At 63.0% G+C, this 20,344-nt stretch carries 13 protein-coding genes; 4 read left to right on the top strand and 9 right to left on the bottom strand.

What is annotated here, in order from left to right:
- Window positions 1–67 precede the first annotated feature (67 nt).
- Together gltB and NKJ73_RS01855 are read left to right on the top strand one after the other, a co-directional pair.
- Window positions 68–4,798 carry a glutamate synthase large subunit gene (gltB, locus tag NKJ73_RS01860; protein WP_352568147.1) on the top strand — a complete coding sequence of 1,577 codons (4,731 nt, stop codon included), beginning with the start codon at window positions 68–70 and terminating at the stop codon, window positions 4,796–4,798.
- Window positions 4,799–4,941: 143 nt separating this feature from the next.
- The gene (locus tag NKJ73_RS01855; protein ID WP_352448228.1) at window positions 4,942–6,396 is read left to right on the top strand and encodes a glutamate synthase subunit beta; all 1,455 of its coding nucleotides are present in this window, start codon (window positions 4,942–4,944) and stop codon (window positions 6,394–6,396) included.
- 22 nt (window positions 6,397–6,418) lie between these two features.
- Here the strand turns inward: NKJ73_RS01855 and NKJ73_RS01850 are convergent, their stop codons facing one another.
- Window positions 6,419–7,666: an SGNH/GDSL hydrolase family protein gene (locus NKJ73_RS01850; RefSeq protein WP_352568145.1), complete on the bottom strand. Its 1,248-nt coding sequence runs from the start codon at window positions 7,664–7,666 to the stop codon at window positions 6,419–6,421.
- Between the two features lie 26 nt (window positions 7,667–7,692).
- Entirely contained in the window at window positions 7,693–8,919 is a 1,227-nt protein-coding gene (locus NKJ73_RS01845; RefSeq protein WP_352568143.1) for a lytic murein transglycosylase, read from the bottom strand.
- Window positions 8,920–9,126: 207 nt separating this feature from the next.
- On the opposite strand from NKJ73_RS01845, the gene galU reads away from it, so the two are divergent.
- Window positions 9,127–10,032 (top strand): UTP--glucose-1-phosphate uridylyltransferase GalU, encoded by a 906-nt coding sequence (gene galU / locus NKJ73_RS01840; protein ID WP_023675387.1) that lies wholly within the window; start codon window positions 9,127–9,129, stop codon window positions 10,030–10,032.
- Between the two features lie 132 nt (window positions 10,033–10,164).
- Here galU and NKJ73_RS01835 read toward each other — a convergent pair whose 3' ends face one another.
- Window positions 10,165–11,931: an outer membrane beta-barrel protein gene (locus NKJ73_RS01835; protein ID WP_352568142.1), complete on the bottom strand. Its 1,767-nt coding sequence runs from the start codon at window positions 11,929–11,931 to the stop codon at window positions 10,165–10,167.
- Between the two features lie 150 nt (window positions 11,932–12,081).
- Here NKJ73_RS01835 and NKJ73_RS01830 point away from each other — a divergent pair, with 150 nt between their 5' ends.
- Window positions 12,082–13,083 carry a KpsF/GutQ family sugar-phosphate isomerase gene (locus tag NKJ73_RS01830; protein WP_352568315.1) on the top strand — a complete coding sequence of 334 codons (1,002 nt, stop codon included), beginning with the start codon at window positions 12,082–12,084 and terminating at the stop codon, window positions 13,081–13,083.
- Window positions 13,084–13,090: 7 nt separating this feature from the next.
- Here the strand turns inward: NKJ73_RS01830 and NKJ73_RS01825 are convergent, their stop codons facing one another.
- The 6 genes from NKJ73_RS01825 to NKJ73_RS01800 all read right to left on the bottom strand — a co-directional run bounded on the left by NKJ73_RS01825 (window position 13,091) and on the right by NKJ73_RS01800 (window position 20,085).
- Window positions 13,091–13,555, bottom strand: a complete 465-nt coding sequence (locus tag NKJ73_RS01825) for an NfeD family protein (protein WP_352568141.1) — start codon at window positions 13,553–13,555, stop codon at window positions 13,091–13,093.
- 10 nt (window positions 13,556–13,565) lie between these two features.
- Window positions 13,566–14,516, bottom strand: a complete 951-nt coding sequence (locus NKJ73_RS01820; RefSeq protein ID WP_352568140.1) for an SPFH domain-containing protein — start codon at window positions 14,514–14,516, stop codon at window positions 13,566–13,568.
- Window positions 14,517–14,646: 130 nt separating this feature from the next.
- Window positions 14,647–15,711 carry a ferrochelatase gene (gene hemH, locus NKJ73_RS01815; protein ID WP_352568139.1) on the bottom strand — a complete coding sequence of 355 codons (1,065 nt, stop codon included), beginning with the start codon at window positions 15,709–15,711 and terminating at the stop codon, window positions 14,647–14,649.
- Window positions 15,712–15,861: 150 nt separating this feature from the next.
- Window positions 15,862–17,889, bottom strand: coding sequence for a 5'-nucleotidase C-terminal domain-containing protein (locus tag NKJ73_RS01810; RefSeq protein WP_352568137.1), 2,028 nt, complete (start codon window positions 17,887–17,889; stop codon window positions 15,862–15,864).
- A gap of 189 nt (window positions 17,890–18,078) precedes the next feature.
- Window positions 18,079–18,453, bottom strand: a complete 375-nt coding sequence (gene omp10, locus NKJ73_RS01805; protein ID WP_023720183.1) for an outer membrane lipoprotein Omp10 — start codon at window positions 18,451–18,453, stop codon at window positions 18,079–18,081.
- Window positions 18,454–18,639: 186 nt separating this feature from the next.
- Window positions 18,640–20,085, bottom strand: coding sequence for a homospermidine synthase (locus tag NKJ73_RS01800; protein ID WP_352568136.1), 1,446 nt, complete (start codon window positions 20,083–20,085; stop codon window positions 18,640–18,642).
- Window positions 20,086–20,344 lie beyond the last annotated feature (259 nt).

The following is a 20,344-nucleotide window of genomic DNA, read 5'->3' as shown; positions in this document are numbered from 1 at the left end:
GAAAGGGGAGCCACGCGCTTCCCGACGGAAACCAGCGCCCGAAGGGGACGGAACGGAGGACAGGACGATGACGGACATGACGCCATCTGCGACGAAGGCCGCGCAGACGAAAGCGGCAGTCGTCAAAAATCCGTCCCTGACCAATATTGGGCGAACCAGCACCGGCTATGCCGCGCACGGCCTCTATGATCCGCGCAACGAGCATGATGCCTGCGGCGTCGGCTTCATCGTCAACATGAAGGGCGTGAAGTCGCACCAGATCGTCGAGGACGGCCTTGCCGTGCTCGAAAACCTGACGCATCGCGGCGCCGTCGGCGCCGATCCGCTGATGGGCGACGGCGCCGGCGTGCTGGTGCAGCTGCCGGACCGCTTCTTCCGCGAGGAGATGGCCAAGCAAGGGGTCGAACTGCCGAAGCCCGGCCACTATGCCGTCGGCCACGTGTTCATGCCGCGCGACCCGGAGCTGCAGGCGCATATCGAAGGCATCATCGCCGAGGTGGCGCAACTCGAGGGCCAGCCGCTGCTCGGCTTTCGCGACGTGCCTGTCGATAATTCATCGCTGTCCAAGGCGCCCGACATCGCCGCTTCCGAGCCGGTGCACCGGCAGGTGTTCCTGGGCCGCGGCGCCGAGATCGAGAACGACGACGATTACGAGCGGCGGCTCTACATCCTGCGCAAGGTCATTTCCGGCCGTATCCACGAAGAGACCAAAGGCGTCGACAACGGCTTCTATGTCGTCTCGATGTCGTCGCGGACCATCGTCTACAAGGGCATGTTCCTGGCCTATCAGGTCGGCGCCTACTACAAGGACCTCACCGACCCGCGTTTCGAGACGGCGCTGATCCTGGTCCACCAGCGCTTCTCGACCAACACGTTCCCGTCGTGGAAGCTGGCGCATCCCTACCGCATGGTCGCCCACAATGGCGAGATCAATACGCTGCGCGGCAACGTCAACTGGATGGCGGCGCGGCAGGCCTCGGTCGATTCCGAACTGTTCGGCAACGACATCTCGAAGCTGTGGCCGATCTCCTATGAAGGGCAGTCCGACACCGCCTGCTTCGACAATGCGCTCGAATTCCTGACGCAGGGCGGCTATTCGCTCGCCCACGCCATGATGATGCTGATCCCGGAAGCCTGGGCCGGCAACAAGCTGATGGGTCAGGACCGCAAGGCCTTCTACGAGTATCACGCAGCCCTGATGGAGCCGTGGGACGGGCCAGCGGCGGTTGCCTTCACCGACGGCCGCCAGATCGGTGCCACACTCGACCGCAACGGGCTGCGGCCGGCGCGCTACATCGTCACCGATGACGACCGCGTCATCATGGCCTCGGAAGCCGGCGTGCTGCCGGTGCCGGAGGAAAGGATCGTCAAGAAGTGGCGGCTGCAGCCCGGCCGCATGCTGCTGATCGACCTGGACAAGGGCCGCATCGTTTCCGACGAGGAGATCAAGTCGGAGATCGCGACCAGGCACCCCTACAAGAGCTGGCTCGCCAACACACAGCTCATCCTCGAGGATCTGAACCCGGTCGAGCCGCGCGCCCTGCGCAGGGATGTCTCACTGCTCGACCGCCAGCAGGCGTTTGGCTACACCCAGGAGGACACCAAGCTGTTGATGTCGCCGATGGCGACCACCGGCCAGGAAGCGGTCGGCTCGATGGGTACCGACACGCCGATTTCGGCAATGTCGGACAGATCGAAGCTGCTCTACACCTATTTCAAGCAGAATTTCGCACAGGTCACCAATCCGCCGATCGACCCGATCCGCGAGGAGCTGGTGATGAGCCTGGTGTCCTTCATCGGGCCGCGGCCCAACATCTTCGATCTTGTCGGCAATTCGCGCCGCAAGCGGCTCGAAGTGCGCCAACCGATCCTGACCAATGGCGATCTGGAGAAGCTGCGCTCCGTCGGCCACACCGAAGACCGTTTCGACACCAAGACGATCGACATCACTTACGGTTCGAATGAAGGCGCGGCCGGCATGCAGGGCGCCATCGACCGGCTATGCGAGCGCGCCGAGGCGGCGGTCGCCGGCGGCTACAACATCATCATCCTGTCGGACCGTCAGCTCGGCCCGGACCGCATCGCCATTCCGGCACTGCTGGCGACTGCGGCCGTGCACCATCATTTGATCCGCAAGGGATTGCGCACGTCGGTTGGGCTCGTCGTGGAATCCGGCGAGCCGCGCGAGGTGCATCATTTCTGCTGTCTCGCCGGCTACGGCGCCGAGGCGATCAATCCCTATCTCGCTTTCGACACGCTGCTCGACATGCACAAGCGTGGCGAATTGCCGGCGGAGGTCGACGCCTACGAAGTCGTCTCCCGTTACATCAAGTCGATCGGCAAGGGCATCCTGAAGGTGATGTCCAAGATGGGCATCTCCACTTACCAGTCCTATTGCGGCGCGCAGATATTCGACGCCATCGGGCTCAAGTCGGACTTCGTGCAGAAGTACTTCACCGGCACGGCGACGCTGATCGAAGGCGTCGGGCTGGACGAGATCGCCGCCGAAACGGTCAGCCGCCACACCGACGGCTTCGGCAACGACCCGGTGCTGCGCAACAGCCTCGAGGTCGGCGGCGAATACATGTTCCGCATGCGCGGCGAGGCCCATATCTGGTCGCCCGACGCAGTGGCGACCTTGCAGCACGCCGTGCGCCAAGGCTCGTGGGAGACGTTCAAGGACTATTCCGCCCAGATCGACAGCGAGACGGCGCAGGCGCAGACCATTCGCGGCCTGTTCAAGATCAAGCTTGCGCAAGAGACCGGGCGTAAGAAGGTCAAGCTCGACGAGGTGATGCCGGCGGCCGATATCGTCAAGCGCTTCTCGACCGGGGCGATGTCCTTTGGCTCGATCTCAAGGGAAGCGCACACGACACTGGCGCGCGCCATGAACGCCATCGGCGGCAAGTCGAACACCGGCGAGGGCGGCGAAGAGGCCGACCGCTATCTGCCACTGCCGGGCGGCGGCAAGAACCCCGAACGCTCGGCAATCAAGCAGGTCGCTTCGGGACGCTTTGGCGTCACGGCCGAGTATCTGGTCAATTCCGACATGATGCAGATCAAGGTCGCGCAAGGGGCGAAGCCCGGCGAGGGCGGCCAGCTGCCGGGCCACAAGGTCGATGCGACCATAGCAAAGGTCAGGCACTCGACGCCGGGCGTCGGCCTGATCTCGCCGCCGCCGCATCACGACATCTATTCGATCGAGGATCTGGCGCAGCTCATCTACGACCTGAAGAACGTCAATCCGGCGGCCGACGTATCGGTCAAGCTGGTCTCGGAAGTCGGCGTCGGCACGGTTGCGGCCGGCGTCGCCAAGGCGCGTGCCGACCACATCACCATATCAGGCTATGACGGCGGCACCGGTGCCTCGCCGCTGACCTCGCTCAAGCATGCCGGCAGCCCGTGGGAGATGGGCCTTGCCGAGACGCACCAGACGCTGGTGCTCAACGGCCTCAGGTCGCGCGTCGCGCTGCAGGTCGATGGCGGCCTGCGCACCGGGCGTGACGTCATTATCGGCGCACTGCTCGGCGCCGACGAGTTCGGCTTTTCGACCGCGCCGTTGATCGCGGCCGGCTGCATCATGATGCGCAAGTGCCATCTCAACACCTGCCCCGTCGGCGTCGCGACACAGGACCCGGTGCTGCGCAAGCGCTTCAAGGGCACGCCCGAGCACGTCATCAACTTCTTCTTCTATGTGGCGGAAGAGGTGCGGGCGCTGCTTGCCGAGATGGGCTACACCCATCTCGACCAGATCATCGGCGACACCGACCTTCTGGAAAAGCGCGAGCTGATCCAGCACTGGAAGGCACGCGGGCTCGACTTCAGCAAGATGTTCTACAAGCCCGATGCGCCGCACGAGGCGGTGCACTGGACCGAGCGGCAGAAGCATCCGATCGACGACGTGCTCGACCGCAAGCTGATCGAACTCGCAAAGCCGGCGCTCGAAGCCAGGCAGCCGGTCAGTATCGAACTGCCGATCCGCAACGTCGACCGTTCGACCGGCGCCATGCTGTCGGGCGAGGTGGCAAAGCGCTTCAAGCACAAGGGACTGCGCGAGGACACGATCTCGGTCAAGCTCACCGGCACGGCCGGCCAGTCCTTTGGCGCCTTCCTGGCGCGCGGTGTCTCGTTCGAACTGGTGGGCGCTGCCAACGACTATGTCGGCAAGGGCCTGTCGGGTGGCCGCATTGTCATCCGCCCGCCGGAGAACACGAAAATCGTTGCTGCCGAGTCCATTATTGTCGGCAATACCGTGCTCTACGGCGCAACCGAGGGCGAGGCCTATTTCTGCGGCGTTGCCGGCGAGCGTTTTGCCGTGCGCAATTCGGGTGTCGCCGCCGTCGTTGAAGGTGTCGGCGACCATGGTTGCGAATACATGACCGGCGGTATCGTCGTCGTCATCGGCCAGACCGGCCGCAACTTCGCCGCCGGCATGTCGGGCGGCGTCGCCTATGTGCTCGACGAGGCGGGTGATTTCGCCGAACGCTGCAACATGGCGATGGTCGAGCTGGAGCCGGTTCCGGAAGAGGACGACCTGATGGAAAAGCTGCTCCACCATGGCGGCGATCTCGACCATAAGGGCCGTGTCGACGTATCCGGCGATATGACCAGCCATGACGAGGAGCGGCTCTATCAGCTGATCTCCAACCACGTCCACTACACCGGCTCGGTACGAGGTCGCGAAATCCTCGACGACTGGGCGACTTTCCGGCCGAAATTCCGGAAGATCATGCCGGTCGAATACCGCCGCGCGCTGATCGAGATGGAGCGGATGCGCATGAACGTGGCGGCGGAATAGATTTGGAAATTGCCGGGAGGCCGTGCGTCCCGGCAACCATCTTCATCAAGAATCCTGACCTCGGACTGAAGGTTGCCACAGCTGCCTTATGAGGTTAACGGGTGCGTCGCCAGGCGTGCCTTCCGGACAGTAGGGACTGGACTATGGGCAAGGTAACAGGGTTTCTCGAGATCGACCGGCAGGTGCACAAGTACCAGCCGGCTTCCGACCGCATCCGGCATTTCCGCGAGTTCACGCTGCCGATGTCGGACAAGGAGGTCGAGAAACAGGCCGCGCGGTGCATGGATTGCGGCATTCCGTATTGCCATGGACCGACCGGCTGCCCGATCCACAACCAGATCCCGGACTGGAACGACCTCGTCTACAATGGCGACTGGGAAAACGCGATCCGCAACCTGCATTCGACCAACAATTTTCCGGAATTTACCGGCCGCATCTGCCCCGCACCTTGCGAGGAAGCCTGCACGCTGAACCTCGAGGATATTCCGGTCGCCATCAAGACGATCGAGCAGGCGATTGCCGACAAAGCCTATGAAACCGGCCATATCCGGCCCTATCCGCCGGAACGGAAGACCGGCAAGCGCGTCGCGATCATCGGCTCGGGGCCGGCAGGCATGGCGGCTGCCCAGCAACTCGGCCGCGCAGGCCATGACGTTCACGTCTATGAGCGCGAGAGCCGGCCGGGCGGGCTGATGCGCTACGGCATCCCCGATTTCAAGATCGAGAAGCATTATATCGACCGGCGCATCGAGCAGATGCAGGGCGAAGGTGTCAGCTTCCATTGCGGCGTCAATGTCGGCGTCGACAAGCCGGTCGCCGAACTGCTCGCCGAATATGATGCCGTGCTCTATTGCGGCGGTTCCGAAACGCCGCGCCCGGCCAACATCCCGGGCGACGATCTCGACGGCGTGCACGACGCCATGCCCTATCTGGTGCAGCAGAACAAGCGTATCGGCGGCGAGCCGATCCAGTCGGTCGCATGGCCGTCGCGCCCGATCGTCGCCGGCGGCCAGCATGTCGTCGTCGTCGGCGGCGGCGACACTGCCTCAGACTGCGTCGGCACCGCCTTCCGCCAGGGCGCGGTGCGCGTCACCCAGCTCGACATCCGGCCGCAGCCGCCGGAAAAGGAAGACAAGCTGTCGGTCTGGCCCTACTGGGCGACCAAGATGCGCACGTCATCGTCGCAGGCCGAAGGCGCCGAGCGCGAATTCCAGGTGGCGACGCTTGAATTCATCGGCGAGGACGGCCAGCTGACCGGGGTCAAATGCTGCGAGGTCGACGAAAAGCGCAAGCCAATCGCCGGCACCGAATTCGTCATCCGCGCCGATCTCGCGTTCATCGCCATCGGCTTTGCCGGGCCAGCCGCTCGCGGGCCGGTCTCGGAACTCGACGGGCAGATGAAGATCGTCACCGACAGCCGCCGTTCGAAGAATGTCGAGGCCAATGACCGGGACTACAGGACCAGCGTCGAAAGGCTCTATGCGGCGGGCGACGTGCGGCGCGGCCAGTCGCTGGTCGTCTGGGCGATCCGCGAGGGCCGCCAGGCGGCGCGCGCCATCGACGAGGCGCTGATGGGATCGAGCGTGCTGCCGCGCTGAGCCCGTTCCGAAGAGGTTCTGTTTACTGGCGGATCGCCGTCGTCGTATCGGATGCGGCCGCCGTCGCAGGCTGTGTCTTGGGTGGCCACGAGAAATCGTCGGCACGGCCCGGTGAGGCGTCGGGCGCCTTGCCCTCGATTACCAGCCTTTCGCCCGGCAAATGCTTGTCCGCTTTTGCCGGCGGGGCGGCGCCGAGAAGTTCCGAGCCGCCGTCCAGCGCCGGATCGCTGAGCAGCATCGGCACGGTGCGATCGACAGCTATCGGTGCGGCAGCAGGTGACGGCGCCTCGACGGGAGCGCCGGCCGGGGCAGAAGCCGGGACCACGCTTCCCGGCGCGGCCAGCCCAAGGATCTTCATCAGCGGCTTTTCGGTATAGAAGGCGAGCTTGCGCTTGCCGGCCTTCGACATGTTGATGCCGTCGTCGGAGCGCAGGCGCACCGATTGGCCGTTGATGTCCGGTCCGCTGGTGATGAAGGCGCCGTTCTCGTCGACGAACCCGTCCCAGACGTCGACGAATTCGCCGCCGTGGCTTTCGGCGGACGAGCGGAAGATGTCGTTGAAGGCCAGCATGTCGGAGGTCATTTTCGAGACCCGGAAGGCCGGCATGCCAACCCACAGATACGGCACCTTGGTTGCTGCGATGGCCTTGCCGAACGCTTCGGTCCGGCGCTCGTATTCCTTGGTCCAGTTTTCGGATCGCGGCTGCTCGCGCACATCGCCGACGCGCATCTGCTGCCGGTCGTTGGATCCGAGCATGACGACGACGGCTGCCGGTTTTTCGGCGGCGATCAGCGACTTGACCTGGTCTGGCCAGTTGTAGACATCGTCACGCACGAAGCCGGACGATCCGTTGGCACGGACGACGATCCTGACGCCGGTGTTCTCGGCAAAGGCGGCGTCGAGCCCCTCAGCCAGCCCAGACGCCATGAAATCGCCGACCACCAGAACGACGCGTGCATCCGGCGCCTTCTCGGCCACCGGGGTTGTCGGCTCGGCCGGCGGCGGCCGGCGAACTGACCGGGGCTTTCTCAGCTTGGGCCTGGGCTTTGTTCTCTGGAATTCTCTCTGGAATTCGGGCGGCGGCTGCTCAAACCGCTCGCTTCTGCGCGGAAACAACAGGTCGCGCAGCGACCAGCCACGACTTTCCGGCTCCTGCGCCATGGCCGCGGTATGAAAGGCACTGGCGGAGCCGACTGCCAGAACGGCGATCGCCAGAACGAGGATCGGCACGCGACGAACGATTAACCGGATGCGCGCAGCCGAAACCAATCACCCTCTCCATCCCGCAACCGGCTCTAGTTCTGCCTGAGCCATTTGAGCACTTCCTTGCTCGGATACCCGTCCTGGGTCAAGCCAGCCTTTGCCTGGAAGGCCATGATGGCGGTTTTCGATCCGTCACCGATCTTGCCGTCGAACTTGCCGTCGTAATAGCCGTGCTCGGAAAGTCGCTTCTGAAGCTCCTGCCTTTCCTCGAAGGAGAGCTTGGTAAACGGTCGTTTCCAGTCCTGCACAAGCCCGCCATAGCCGGCAATTTCGTCGGCAAGAAGGCCCACGGCGAGCGCATATTTGTCGGCATTGTTGTAGCGCTTGATGACCGAGAAATTCTTGATCATCAGGAAAGCCGGCCCGCCGCGGCCGCCGGGCAGCTTCAACGTCGCCTTGTCCGCACCGTTCTTGAACGGCCTGCCGTTGGCACGGCTGACCCCCAACGCCTGCCATTGCGACAGCGACTTCGAGCCTCCGGGCAGCTTCTTGCCGTCCGGAAGGCTGACCTCATAACCCCAGGTCTTGCCTGCCTGCCAGCCGTTCTTCCTCAGCAAATTGGCGGCTGTCGCCAGTGCGTCGGGAATCGAATTCCAGATGTCGCGCTTGCCGTTGCCGTCCATATCGACCGCATAGGACTGGTAGCTGGTGGGGATGAACTGGGTATGGCCCATCGCGCCGGCCCATGAGCCGCTGAGATGGCTTTCGTCGATGTCGCCGGTCTGCAGGATCTTCAGCGCCGCGATCAGTTGGGTGCGGGCAAATTTCGCTCGCTTCGGGTCGGCATAACCAAGCGTCGCCAGCGAGCGCACCACATTGCGCATGATATCATCGCGCTTGAGGGTTTCGCCGTAGTTAGATTCCATAGACCAGATGGCCAGCAGGATGTAGCGGTCGACGCCGTATCTTGCCTCGATCCTGTCCAGCCAAGGCTTCCATTTCCTTGCCATCTGCTGGCCGACGGCGACCGACTGGTCATGGACGCGGTTGTCGAAATAATCCCAAGCGGGTGCGGTGAATTCGGGTTGAGTACGGGCCTTTTCCAGCACCACCGGGTCAGCATCGTTGATGCCCTTGAATGCCTGGTCGTAGACGGAGCCGGAAACGCCGCTCGCCACGGCGGTAGCACGGAAGCTGGCGACCCATTGGCGGAAGCCGGCATCGGCAAAAGCCGACCCGCTGGGCATGAGCAAGGCAAGCGAGAGGCTGGCGGCCGTCAGGACGCTGGTGAAGCGCCTTGCGGCGTTGCGAACGGACATCTTTTCCTCCTTCTTCATCTCAGGAAGACTATTCATCGCCGAACCCGGTTAGCATTTGGTTTACCATAGGTGTCGTCCGGGGTGAAAAGATGCGTCAATGCTTTACCAGCTGAGATTTCTGACCCGCCGTTCAGTAATCCTCGATTTCGGCATGAAAATGTCTCGAATCGGGATTGCCGAACAGTCATGCAAATGGATAATTGGCACATGAAGAGAGTTCGCAAGGCAGTGTTCCCGGTTGCCGGTCTCGGCACGCGCTTTCTCCCCGCCACCAAGGCCATTCCCAAGGAAATGCTGACTGTCGTCGACAGGCCGGTCATCCAGTATGTGGTCGATGAGGCGCGCGAAGCCGGGATCGAGCATTTCATCTTTGTGACCGGCCGCAACAAGGCGGTCATCGAGGATCACTTCGATGTCCAGTTCGAGCTCTACGACACGCTTGCGCAGCGCGGCAAGGACGACCAGCTCGCCCGCCTGCAGCGGCTGCAGCCGGCGCCGGGGCAGACCAGCTTCACCCGCCAGCAGGTACCGCTCGGCCTTGGTCACGCCGTCTGGTGCGCGCGCGAGCTCGTCGGCGACGAGCCCTTTGCGCTGCTGTTGCCCGACATGATCATGCAGTCGGAAAAAAGCTGCATGAAGGACATGGTCGAGCTTTACGCCGAGACCGGCAACAACATCGTCGCCGTGCAGGAATGCGATCCGGCCGAGGCGCACAAATACGGCATTGTCGGCCGCGGCGAGGACGCGCATCACGGTTTCCGCATCACCGGCATGGTGGAAAAGCCGAAGACCGGCACGGCGCCGTCGAACCTCTACATCAACGGGCGCTATATCCTGCAGCCGGAGATATTCAAGATACTCGAAGGTCAGGAAAAAGGCGCCGGCAACGAGATCCAGCTCACCGATGCAATGCTGAAGCTGCAGAAGCAACAGTCCTTCTACGGCTACCACTACCGCGGGCGGACGTTCGACTGCGGCTCGCCCGAAGGCTTCGTCGAGGCCAACGTTGCCTTCGCACTGTGGCGCAGAGACATGAATGCCAGCATGGCCGGTGTCATTCGCACGCTTCTCGACGAACTCGCGCCGTCAGAACGCCGCGGCGTAGCCTTGTAGTTTCAACACCGGTTGCCGCGCTGATCGGCTAAAGCGCGCCGCGTTCGACCGGCCTCATGCGACGCGCTTTAGGTTCTTGTTTTACGCAAGTCGTTATCGCAAAACCGCTGCACACTTTTGCGCGACATGCATTTAGCGCTGCAACTTCAAGCCGACGAAGATACTGTTGGCCGTGTAGTCGCGCCCAACCAGGTTGCTGGTCAGTTTTTCAGTCCTGGCGCGGGTGGTGAGCCCGGTGTAGCGGTTCAGCCACCACGTCAGCCCAGCCTCGGCGCTCAGCGTCAAATCATGATCGTCGGAGCCGGTATAGTCGCGCCATTCAAGGCCGAGAGCGGCATTTCCGGTCAGGTTGGCGCGGATCTGCCGCTCGCCGGTGAGGCTGCCGGAATAGAGCATGTCGCCGCTTTCGCCCGCATTCGTCGTGTTCTCGGCGGTCGTCTGTGCGGTGAGCCCGATCGTGGTGCCGCGTTCCGGCGACCATTTGAGATCGGCATTGACCGTCGCGCCCGAAATAGCCGGCAGGGCATCGTCGTCGATAGCTTCGCGCAGCCAGCCGACCGAGAACTCGCCGCTAAGCTTCTCGCGGAGATCAAGCTCGACGCCGGCCCGTGCGCCAAGCCTGGTCGAGGAGCGCTGGAAGCCGTTTGGATCGACGCGCAAATCATAAGCGCGCCGGCCGATCTCGATTTCGGTGAACGGGGTGATGGCAGGCGAGATCTCGTAACCGGTACGCAAAATGGCCGTGTAGAGCGTCGAGTCGCGGCCCTTCTGCGACAGCGATCCGCCCGACGAAAGCTTGGCGTCGCCAAAGATGTCGTGCTCGACCGCGCCAGTCAGCGCGAAGCGCATTTTGCCGGCATCCTTCTCGACGGCGAGACTGCCGTTCACGGTCTGGCGCACCGGCTGGCCAACGGCGCCGACGACCGCGTCCGGCGCCGAGGCCGATTCGGGCAAGGCCTCATAGCCCAGCTTGGCGATGGCGCGCAGATCATTGTCGAGATCGATGTTGAGTGTGCCGTCGACGCGGCCTTGCGCCTCGTGAATGTCATAGCCGGACAAGGTTTCGCGGAAGATGCCATAGCCCTCAACCGTCGCCGAATTCTCCCGCCAGTCGGAGACGGCGTTGAAGCGCAGCGTCGTTTCCGACAGCAAGGCCGGCTTGCCGAGGCTGCTCGAATCGGCGTTTGTCGAAGACGTCAGGCCTTGCTCGAGCGTCGGCCGGATCACGAAGGAGCCGAGCTTGATGCCGGTGGCGGCGAACGGGTCGTCCTCGTTCTTGTTGTCCTGGCCTTCGATGGCTTCGGTGCGCTCGGCGCCAGGGTCGAGCTTGAGCCTCTCGGCGGAATCGATGGTGACGGCACGGCGGTTGACCGTATCCTGCTCGTCTATGGCGGCGGTATCGGTGTCGTCGGTCGCCGCCGCGGCTGCAGTCGCGGTTCTCTTGCGCTTCTGGCTGTCAGCGGTCTCGTCTTCGGCGTTGGCCGCATTGGCGGCGCGTTGCGTCGCGCTTGGCCGCCGTCGGGGGGGCGGAGCAGGGTTGTCGGGAAATGGATCGCCGATGGCCGCTGGTTGATCGAAAGTGCCGCCGGTTTTGGCCGCCTCGCCCGTGCCGTCGTCAGGCAACGCCCCTTGGCTGGCCGGGCGATAGGTAGGCAGCGGCGTATTGTCGTTGGCGGTTGCAGCAGCCTGTGCGGCTTGGGTTCCGGCTATGCTCGATTGCCTGATCTTGTACTGCTGGTCGTCCAGGATTGTCGATTCCGAAACCTCGCCGCGCAGCTCGGTTTCCTGGGCGCAAAGCAGTGCCGGCCGCGACAACGCAAAGACACTGGTTGCCAGCAGCAAAGCGCAAACCGCCTTGCCCTTTCGTCCCATTTTGTTTTGAGGCTGAAACCCGGACATCGGCACCACTGCTTGCGCGGCGCACGCGCGCCATACTTACGAAACCGTAAATGGGGATGGTTAACGGAGCGTTGAGGCATGGCCCGTCAGGAGGTTCGGGACGGCAATTCCGTTGGACAGGCGCGCGCCGAAGCGCTAATCGCATCGTCCATGGACGTGAAATCCCCAGACAGGAAGCGGCATGACGGGCAGGCCGCGATTGCCTCGGCGCTGAGAACCGTGGCGACGGAGCAGGCCGGCGTCGCGGCACTGGCAGACGCTCTCGAAAACGGGCTGGCCGAGCCGTTCGCACGAGCCGTCGGCATGGTGTCGCAGATCGATGGCCGCGTCATCGTCACCGGGGTCGGCAAAAGCGGCCATATCGGCTCGAAGATCGCCGCAACGCTCGCCTCGACCGGCACGCCGGCCTTCTTCGTCCACCCTGCCGAAGCCAATCACGGCGACCTTGGCATGATCGCCAGAAACGACGCCATAATCGCGCTTTCGTGGTCGGGCGAAAGCCTTGAGCTCAAGGGCATCATCGCCTATTCGAGGCGCTTCTCGATCCCGCTGGTCGCGGTCACCGCGGGTGAAAAATCGGCTCTGGCGCGCGCGGCCGACGTTGTGCTTCTGCTGCCGCGAGCACCGGAAGCCTGCCCGCACGGGCTTGCGCCGACGACCTCGACACTATTGCAAATGGTGATGGGCGATGCGCTGGCCATCGCGCTCCTCGAGGCACGCGGCTTCACCCCGGACCATTTCCGCACGTTCCATCCCGGCGGCCAGCTCGGAGCCAACCTGACGCAGATCCGCGAGATCATGCATGTCGGCGACAGGCTGCCGCTGGTGTCGTCAGGTACCGGCATGCGCGAGGCAATCCTCGAATTGTCGCGCAAGGGGTTTGGCTGCGTGGCCGTGACTGCCGCGGACGGCAAGCTGATCGGCATCATCACCGATGGCGACATCAGGCGCCATATCGGCAGCGATCTCCTGGCAATGAGCGTCGATCAGGTGATGACCAAAGAGCCGAAAATGGCCGCGCCCGACACGCTTGTTGCGACGGCGCTGCAGACGATCAACGACTCGGCTATCACCAGCCTGATGGTGGTCGAAGGCAGGCGGCCGATCGGGCTCGTCCATCTGCACGACCTGCTGCGCATCGGTGCTGCCTAGCGGGCTTCTAGACCGCCTCGACCGTCAGTTCCAGGTCGGTATCAGCGGCGCCCGTCACGCGCACTTGCGTGCCGGCCGGCAGGTCAGGGCCGGAGACGCGCCACAACGTGTCGCCCAGCTTTATGCGGCCGCGCCCGTCCTTGATCGGCTCGGCAAGGGTCGCCGTCCGGCCGACCATCTGTGCGCCGCGACGGTTGAGCAGGGGCTGGTCGGTTTCATCATGGCGCCCGCCCACCAGCCGCTTGCCGACATAGGCCGAGACCAGCGACAGCGCGAGGAAGGCGAGGACCTGGACTTGCCAGGTCCAGAAACCGGCATCCCAGACGAGCAGTGAGACGACGCCGATCAACAGCGCGGCAATGCCGATCCACAGCATGAAAATGCCCGGCGCGATGACCTCCATTACCAGCAGGACGAAGCCGAGGACCATCCAGCTCCACGGGCCGAGTTCAGAAACAATGCGGTCGAGCATGGCTGTGGCCTCAGGTTTCGCTCGGACGAACGACCGGCGGGCGGGCGGCCTGTCGTGCGGCACCGGCGGTGCCTTCGCTTCGGAAAACTTCCTTGGCGATTTCGCCAATACCGCCGAGCGTGCCGATCAGCGATGAGGCCTCCATCGGCATCAGCACGAGTTTGCTATTTGTCGCTGAGCCGATCTTGGTCAGCGCTTCGGTGTATTTCAGCGCGACGAAGTAGTTGAGCGCCTGCACGTCGCCTTTGGAAATCGCCTCCGACACCACCTGCGTGGCGCGTGCTTCAGCCTCGGCCGAGCGCTCGCGCGCCTCGGCATCGCGGAAGGCGGCTTCCTTGCGGCCTTCGGCCTCCAGGATCTGCGATTGCTTGAGGCCTTCGGCGGCGAGGATCTGCGCGCGCTTATTGCGCTCGGCCATCATCTGTCGGCCCATCGATTCGACGAGATTGGCCGGCGGGTTGATGTCCTTGATCTCGACACGAGTGATCTTGATGCCCCAGGGGTGCGCCGCCTCGTCAACGACGCGCAGCAGGCGCTCGTTGATGGCGTCGCGGTTCGACAAAAGTTCGTCGAGGTCCATCGAGCCCATCACGGTGCGGATGTTGGTCATCGTGAGATTGAGAATCGCATTCTGCAGGCCGGAGACCTGGTAGGCGGCCTGCGCCGCGTTGAGCACCTGATAGAAGGCGATGCCATCAACGGCAACGGTGGCATTGTCGCGGGTGATGATCTCCTGCGTCGGAACGTCGAGCACCTGCTCCATCATGTTCATCTTGGCGCCGACACGGTCGACGAAAGGCACGATCAGGTTGAGGCCTGGGTTCAATGTCTTGGTGTAACGGCCAAAACGTTCGACTGTATAATTATAGCCTTGCGGAATTGTTCGGATGCCCTTGATAAGCACCAGCACGACAAGGGCGACAAGAACAAGAAGCGCGATATCAAAACCACTGAAACCCATTTGGCTCTCCCCTCAAAGGCCGGCCATGTTGGATATTCCACGCGACCGATTCCACCAAACACTTAAGTGTGTTTCAGCAATGTTACAATCAGGTGATCACGGATTGCGGGTGCATAGACGGGTGATCTGTTCAGGCCCAGCCGGACAGCTCGCGCCGCACCATCGCCTCGATCACCGCCATGCCCTCGGCACTGTCGTTGAGGCAAGGGATGTGTGCGAACTTTTCGCCGCCGGCATGATGGAAGGTCTCGGACGCTTCCCTGCCGATCTCGTCCAGCGTCTCGATGCAGTCGACGGAAAATCCTGGATTGACGATGGCGACCGATTTCACGCCTTCGCGCCCTAGTCTTTCGACCGTCTTGTCGGTGTAGGGCTGCAGCCACTCCTGCGCGCCGAAGCGCGACTGGAAGGTGGTAATCAGCTTGTTTTCATCCCAGCCGAGCTTTTCGCGCAGCAGTCGGGTCGTCTCGAGGCAATGGGCCTGGTAGGGGTCGCCCTTGTCGGAATAGGGTTTCGGAATGCCGTGATAGGAAGCGATGACAATTTCCGGTTCGAAGTCGAGGCTCGCCAGATGCTTTTCGATCGAACGGGCGAGCGCCTCGATATAGGCCGGCTCGTTGTAATAGGGTGGCACGCTGCGAATGGCCGGGGCGCGGCGCATCTTCATCAGCGCGCGAAACAGCTGGTCGTTGGCAGTCGCAGTCGTCGTCGCCGAATATTGCGGATAGAGCGGGAAAGACAGGATGCGGTCGCAGCCTTGCTCGACCAGTCTCTCGGCCACGCTCTCGGTCGAAGGGTTGCCGTAGCGCATCGCCCAGTCGACGACGACATTGGGTAGCTCGCCGAACGCGAGCCCGAGCTTCTCGGCCTGGGCGCGGGTGTAGGTTCGCAGCGGCGACTCGTTGCGCTCCCGGTTCCATATCCTGGCATAATTGGCCCCTGATTTCTTCGGCCGGGTGGTGAGGACCACGCCGTAGAGGATCGGATACCAGATCGCCTTGTTGAGCTCGATGACGCGCGGATCGGACAGGAACTCCCGGAGGTAGCGCCACATCGGCTTGAAGCCGGTGCCGTCCGGGGTGCCGAGATTGATCAGCATGACGCCGACCTTGCCGGTCCTGACCAGAGGGCGCCCTGCCGACGGCGAGGCGGCAGTCTTCTCGGCTTTGATTTCAGCAGGGTTGGCAAGCGTCATGAGGTTCTCCAACACCGCGAACCAACGGTGCCGCGGCGAAAGTAGCGATGCCGCGCCGGTTTTCAAATGCTGCGTCTGGCCGCACCTTATCCCAGAAATGCAACACCCGCCCGGTCTGCCGGGCGGGTGCATTGCGTTCCTGCGGCTGGATTACTTCGAGGCCGCCGGGATCGTCAAGGTTGCGCCGACCGGAAGGCGGCGTGGCTCGTAGGCTTTGTTGGCATCGGAGATTATTTTCCATTTGGTGCCGTCGCCATAAGCCTTCACCGCGAGATCCCAATAGGTATCGCCGGCGACGATTACATGGCTGCTTTCGGCCGGTGCCGGCTCAGCCGGAGCAGGGGTCGCCGGAGCCGGTGTGGCCGGAGCCGCAGGTGCCGCCGGCTGGGCCGGCTCGGCGGGTGCGGGTGCCGGCGCTGTTTCAGCCGGGACGGCCGGTGGTGTTTTGGAAATGTCGCCAGAGCCGGCCGGCATTTCGGGCATTGCCGGCTCAGCAGGCTTTGCCGGCGCAGCCTCAGCAGGCTTTGGCGGTTCGGCAGGGTTGGCAGGTTCTGCGGCCGGGGCCACGGTCGCGGCGATCTCGGTGATGCGGCCGTCGAGCTTCGGCGTATAGGGCCGGTGCGCGCCTAGGTAGTCGGCGACGACCTGTTCCAGCCCCGGGCCGTAATCATAAGCGTTCTTGGCCTTCTCGGCGAACACCTTGTAGCCGTCGCCGCCCTGGCGGACATAGTTGTTGGTGGCGACCAGGTAATCCTTGTCCGGCTTAATCGGCGTCCAGGCGCCGCCTTCCATGACCTCGACCGATTTGACGCGTCCGTTAGGCGGCGCCGATTTGTCGAACGCATATTTCAGGCCGGCAACCTGCGGGAAGCGCCCGGCGCCGTCCTCGACCTGGCTGAGGCCGCTTTCGAGGCCGGCAACCAAATCCTTGCCGGAGATCTGGAAGGTCGCCAGCGTGTTCTGAAACGGCAGGACGGTGAGAACCTCGCCCATGGTGACGGTGCCCTGGTCGATGGAGGCGCGCAAGCCGCCGCCATTCGAGATGACGATCTCGACACCTTGGCCCTTGACCCGGTCGAGGACGGCGTCGGAGACCAGATTGCCCATCTCGCATTCGCGGGCGCGGCAGTTTTCGCGACTGCCGTCGATCGCCTTGGTGGTCTCGGCGACTTCCTTGTTCTTCAAGGCCTCGATCGGCGCGCCGAGTTCCTTGATGCGAGCAAGCACGGCGGGGTCGGGCGTGATCGATTTGTCGAGATGGATGGGATCGCCGCTTGCCTCCTTGACGACGCCGTTGTCGTCGAACACGACCTTGAACTCGCCGAGATATTTCGAATAGGACGCCGCCTGCACGACAGGCACTTTGTAACCGTCCGGATTGTCGACCATCGTCGGATATGGGCCTTCCGCCTTGGGGTCGGTGTTGGACAGCAGCGAATGGCTGTGGCCGCCGACCACCACGTCGATGCCCGGGATATTGGCGATCACGTCGCGCTCGCGCTTGTAGCCGATATGGGTGACCGCGATGATCTTGTTGACGCCCTCTCGCTTCAGTTTCTCGACCTCGGCGGTGATCGACTTGACGTCATCTTCAATGGCGATGTTCGGGCCAGGCGAGGCAAGCTCCGGCGTGTCGTTGGTGACCGCGCCGACAATGCCGATCTTCTGGCCGCCGACCTCGACCACGATCGACGGCTTGACGCGGTCGCCGAGCTTGGATTGCGCATTGGCCTTCACATTGGCGCCGAGCACCGGAAACTTGATCATGTCGAGGAACGGCACCAGCGCCGACTCGCCATCGTCGAACTCATGGTTGCCAAGCGCCTCGGCGTCGAATTTCATCTGGTTGAGGAATTCGCCCTCGGTCTTGCCCTTGTAGGTCGTGTAGAAGAGCGAGCCCTGGAAATTGTCGCCGGCGCTGAGCAGCAGCACGTTCTGGCCCTCCAGCTTCTTGCGCTCCTGCGCAATCGCGGTGACCAGGCGGGCGGCACCGCCGACGCATTCGCCCTTGGTCTCCTCCTCGGCCGAGCAGGTCGATTCGTACTTGTTGTTGCTCTCGATGCGGCTGTGCCAGTCGTTGATGTGCAGGATGTTGAGCGTGTAGTCGGCAAAGGATACCCCAGCCGACAGGCCAAGCGCCGATGCCGACAGCGCGGCGATGGCAGCAATCTTCTTCATTCTCGTCTCCCGGGTGACTTGACCAGTGGCGTTAACGCTCTTGTTTGACTGGGATGTAACAGCCCTCTCAGGCCATGTTCACATCGCGTTTCAGTCGATGCAAGCTGAAATCGGCATCAGCTTTGCCGGCGCAAGAAGACGGCGGCTTGAAGCCGCCGCCCTTGTGCAAAGTAAATTCGGAATCGGATTTCAGGTGCGCCTGGTCAGCACAAAATTCTGTCCGCTCGCGCTGGTGCAATTGAGCTGGCTGGTGGAGACCATCAAGCAGTTGAAGCTGATTGGCGTCTGGCGGATCAGCGAAGTGCCATGGATCTCGACCGAGGTGCCGCCGGTCATGGTGTAGCTGCCATCGGCAAGCTTCTGGCCGGTGTCGGTTGCGACGGTCGCGAAGCTGCCGCCCTTGAAGGTGGACAAGCCCGTGCCCTGCGCGTCGATCCAGGAGCCTTCAACCCCTTTGGCGGTGATCACCGGCGGCTCGCCTGGGCCGGTTGTCGTGCAGGCCGCCAACGCGACCGTAGCGGCCGCGGCAATGCCAGCCGAAAGCAGTCTTTGCGCAATCGTCATCTTCAAGATCCTCTCCTCTCGCATCGGCCCAAAATCGATCCGATTTTCGGAAAGCACGATGCGCACATTCAAAGTGCTAGAGCGTACTTTGTGCGTCCAAATGGACGCACGTCGCTCTAGGCCGCCCCTCTTCAATCGCCCGATTTCCGGGCGATTGCAAGCTGGCGGAGTGTCGAGGCAACGCTGCTATCGAACGAGGATGTTGCGGAATTGCCACGGGTCTTTGGTGTCGAGATCCTCGGGAAACAGACCAGGCCGATTGTCGAGCGGTGTCCAGTCGGTATAATAGCTCCTGACCGGCCCGAGATATGGGTTCTGCACGTCGAGGCAGCGCTTGTAATCCATCTCGTCGGCTTCGACGATGCCGGCCTCGGGATTTTCCAGCGCCCAGACCATGCCGGCCAGCACCGCCGACGTGACCTGCATGCCCGTAGCATTCTGATAGGGCGCCAGCTTGCGCGCCTCGGCCAGCGATAGCTGCGAGCCGTACCAGTAGGCGTTCTTGGCGTGGCCGTAGAGCAGCACGCCGAGTTCGTCGACGCCATCGACCAGTTCATTTTCGTCGAGCACGTGATGCACGGGCTGAGCCTTGCCGGCGACACCGAACATCTCGTGCAGCGACAGCACTGCGTCGTTGCAGGGATGATAGGCGTAATGGCAGGTCGGCCGGTATTGCACCTTGCCCTTCTTGCCGCGCAAGGTGAAAAAATCGGCGATCGAGATCGCTTCGTTGTGTGTCACCAGGAAACCGTATTGCGGGCCGGGCGTCGGACACCATGTGCGCACGCGTGTATTGGCGCCGGGCTGCTCCAGATAGATAGCGGCCTTCGAACCGTTCTTGTGGCTTTTGGCGTTCTTCGGCATCCACGCCTCATGCGTGCCCCAGCCGAGCTCGGCCGGCTGCAGCCCTTCCGAAATGAAGCCTTCGACCGACCAGGTGTTCCAGAACACGTTCATCGGCTTGGGCTTCTTGGTGCGCTGGGTGTCGCGCTCGGCGATATGGATGCCCTTGACGCCGGCCTTCTTCATCAGCCTGGCCCAGCCTTCGCGATCGTGCTGCGCGGGTTCCGAGAAGTCGAAGCCAAGATCTGTGGCGAGATTGACCAGTGCCTGCTTGACGAACCACGAGACCATGCCCGGATTGGCGCCGCAGCACGAGATCGCCGTGGTGCCGCCCGGGCTCTTCGCGATTTCAGTACGTACGGTCTCGCGCAGCGCATAGTTGGTGCGTGAGGCGTTGTCGGCCTTTTCGTCGAAATAAAAGCCGAGCCAGGGCTCGACCACCGTGTCGATATAGAGGACACCAAGCTTGCGGCAGAGCTTCATCAACTCGAGCGAGGAAGTGTCGACCGACAGGTTGACGCAAAAGCCCTGGCCGCCGCCATTGGTCAAAAGCGGTGTCAGCAGCTTCTTGTAGTTCTTTTTGGTCACTGCATCCTGCATGAAAGTGATGCCGCGCTCGTCAAGCAATTTGCGGTCGGCGTCGCGCGGGTCGATGACCGTCATGCGCGACTTGTCGAATTTGAAATGGCGCTCGATCAGCGGCAGCGTTCCCCGTCCGATCGAGCCGAAGCCGATCATCACGACAGGGCCGGTGATCTCACCGTAAACGGGCCAGTTTTCATTCGCCATTTATCGATTACTCCCTCAAAAAACGCTTCGGAACAGCGGCTTGGCCGCGGCGCGACAAACCATAGATCATTGTCACAATAAAGCGAAAAGCGGACGGCCGGCGTTACACCGCGCCATCCCGGCTACGGCTCGACCAGTCTTGCGAATTCAGGCTTGAAGAGGTCACGTGCCTCGGAGACCGGCAGGTCCAGCAGATCGTCGGCGCAGGCCTCGGCTCCGCCTCAGCTGCTATCGACAGTACCAGGATCGCGGCCATGAA

The sequence above is a fragment of the Mesorhizobium sp. M0074 genome, from assembly GCF_040322975.1.
Taxonomy (GTDB): domain Bacteria; phylum Pseudomonadota; class Alphaproteobacteria; order Rhizobiales; family Rhizobiaceae; genus Mesorhizobium.
The sequence above is the reverse complement of the archived record's forward strand: the minus strand, read 5'-3'. Positions and strand labels throughout refer to the sequence as shown.

Coding starts and splice junctions, on each gene's coding strand:
- NKJ73_RS01825 (WP_352568141.1), bottom strand. CDS start 13,555: ATGCTCGACCGCATTGTTTCTGAACTCGGCCCGTGGAGCTGGATGGTC.
- omp10 (WP_023720183.1), bottom strand. CDS start 18,453: ATGACGATTGCGCAAAGACTGCTTTCGGCTGGCATTGCCGCGGCCGCT.
- gltB (WP_352568147.1), top strand. CDS start 68: ATGACGGACATGACGCCATCTGCGACGAAGGCCGCGCAGACGAAAGCG.
- hemH (WP_352568139.1), bottom strand. CDS start 15,711: ATGACGCTTGCCAACCCTGCTGAAATCAAAGCCGAGAAGACTGCCGCC.
- NKJ73_RS01800 (WP_352568136.1), bottom strand. CDS start 20,085: ATGGCGAATGAAAACTGGCCCGTTTACGGTGAGATCACCGGCCCTGTC.
- NKJ73_RS01830 (WP_352568315.1), top strand. CDS start 12,082: ATGGACGTGAAATCCCCAGACAGGAAGCGGCATGACGGGCAGGCCGCG.
- NKJ73_RS01810 (WP_352568137.1), bottom strand. CDS start 17,889: ATGAAGAAGATTGCTGCCATCGCCGCGCTGTCGGCATCGGCGCTTGGC.
- NKJ73_RS01845 (WP_352568143.1), bottom strand. CDS start 8,919: ATGTCCGTTCGCAACGCCGCAAGGCGCTTCACCAGCGTCCTGACGGCC.
- NKJ73_RS01835 (WP_352568142.1), bottom strand. CDS start 11,931: ATGTCCGGGTTTCAGCCTCAAAACAAAATGGGACGAAAGGGCAAGGCG.
- NKJ73_RS01820 (WP_352568140.1), bottom strand. CDS start 14,516: ATGGGTTTCAGTGGTTTTGATATCGCGCTTCTTGTTCTTGTCGCCCTT.
- NKJ73_RS01855 (WP_352448228.1), top strand. CDS start 4,942: ATGGGCAAGGTAACAGGGTTTCTCGAGATCGACCGGCAGGTGCACAAG.
- galU (WP_023675387.1), top strand. CDS start 9,127: ATGAAGAGAGTTCGCAAGGCAGTGTTCCCGGTTGCCGGTCTCGGCACG.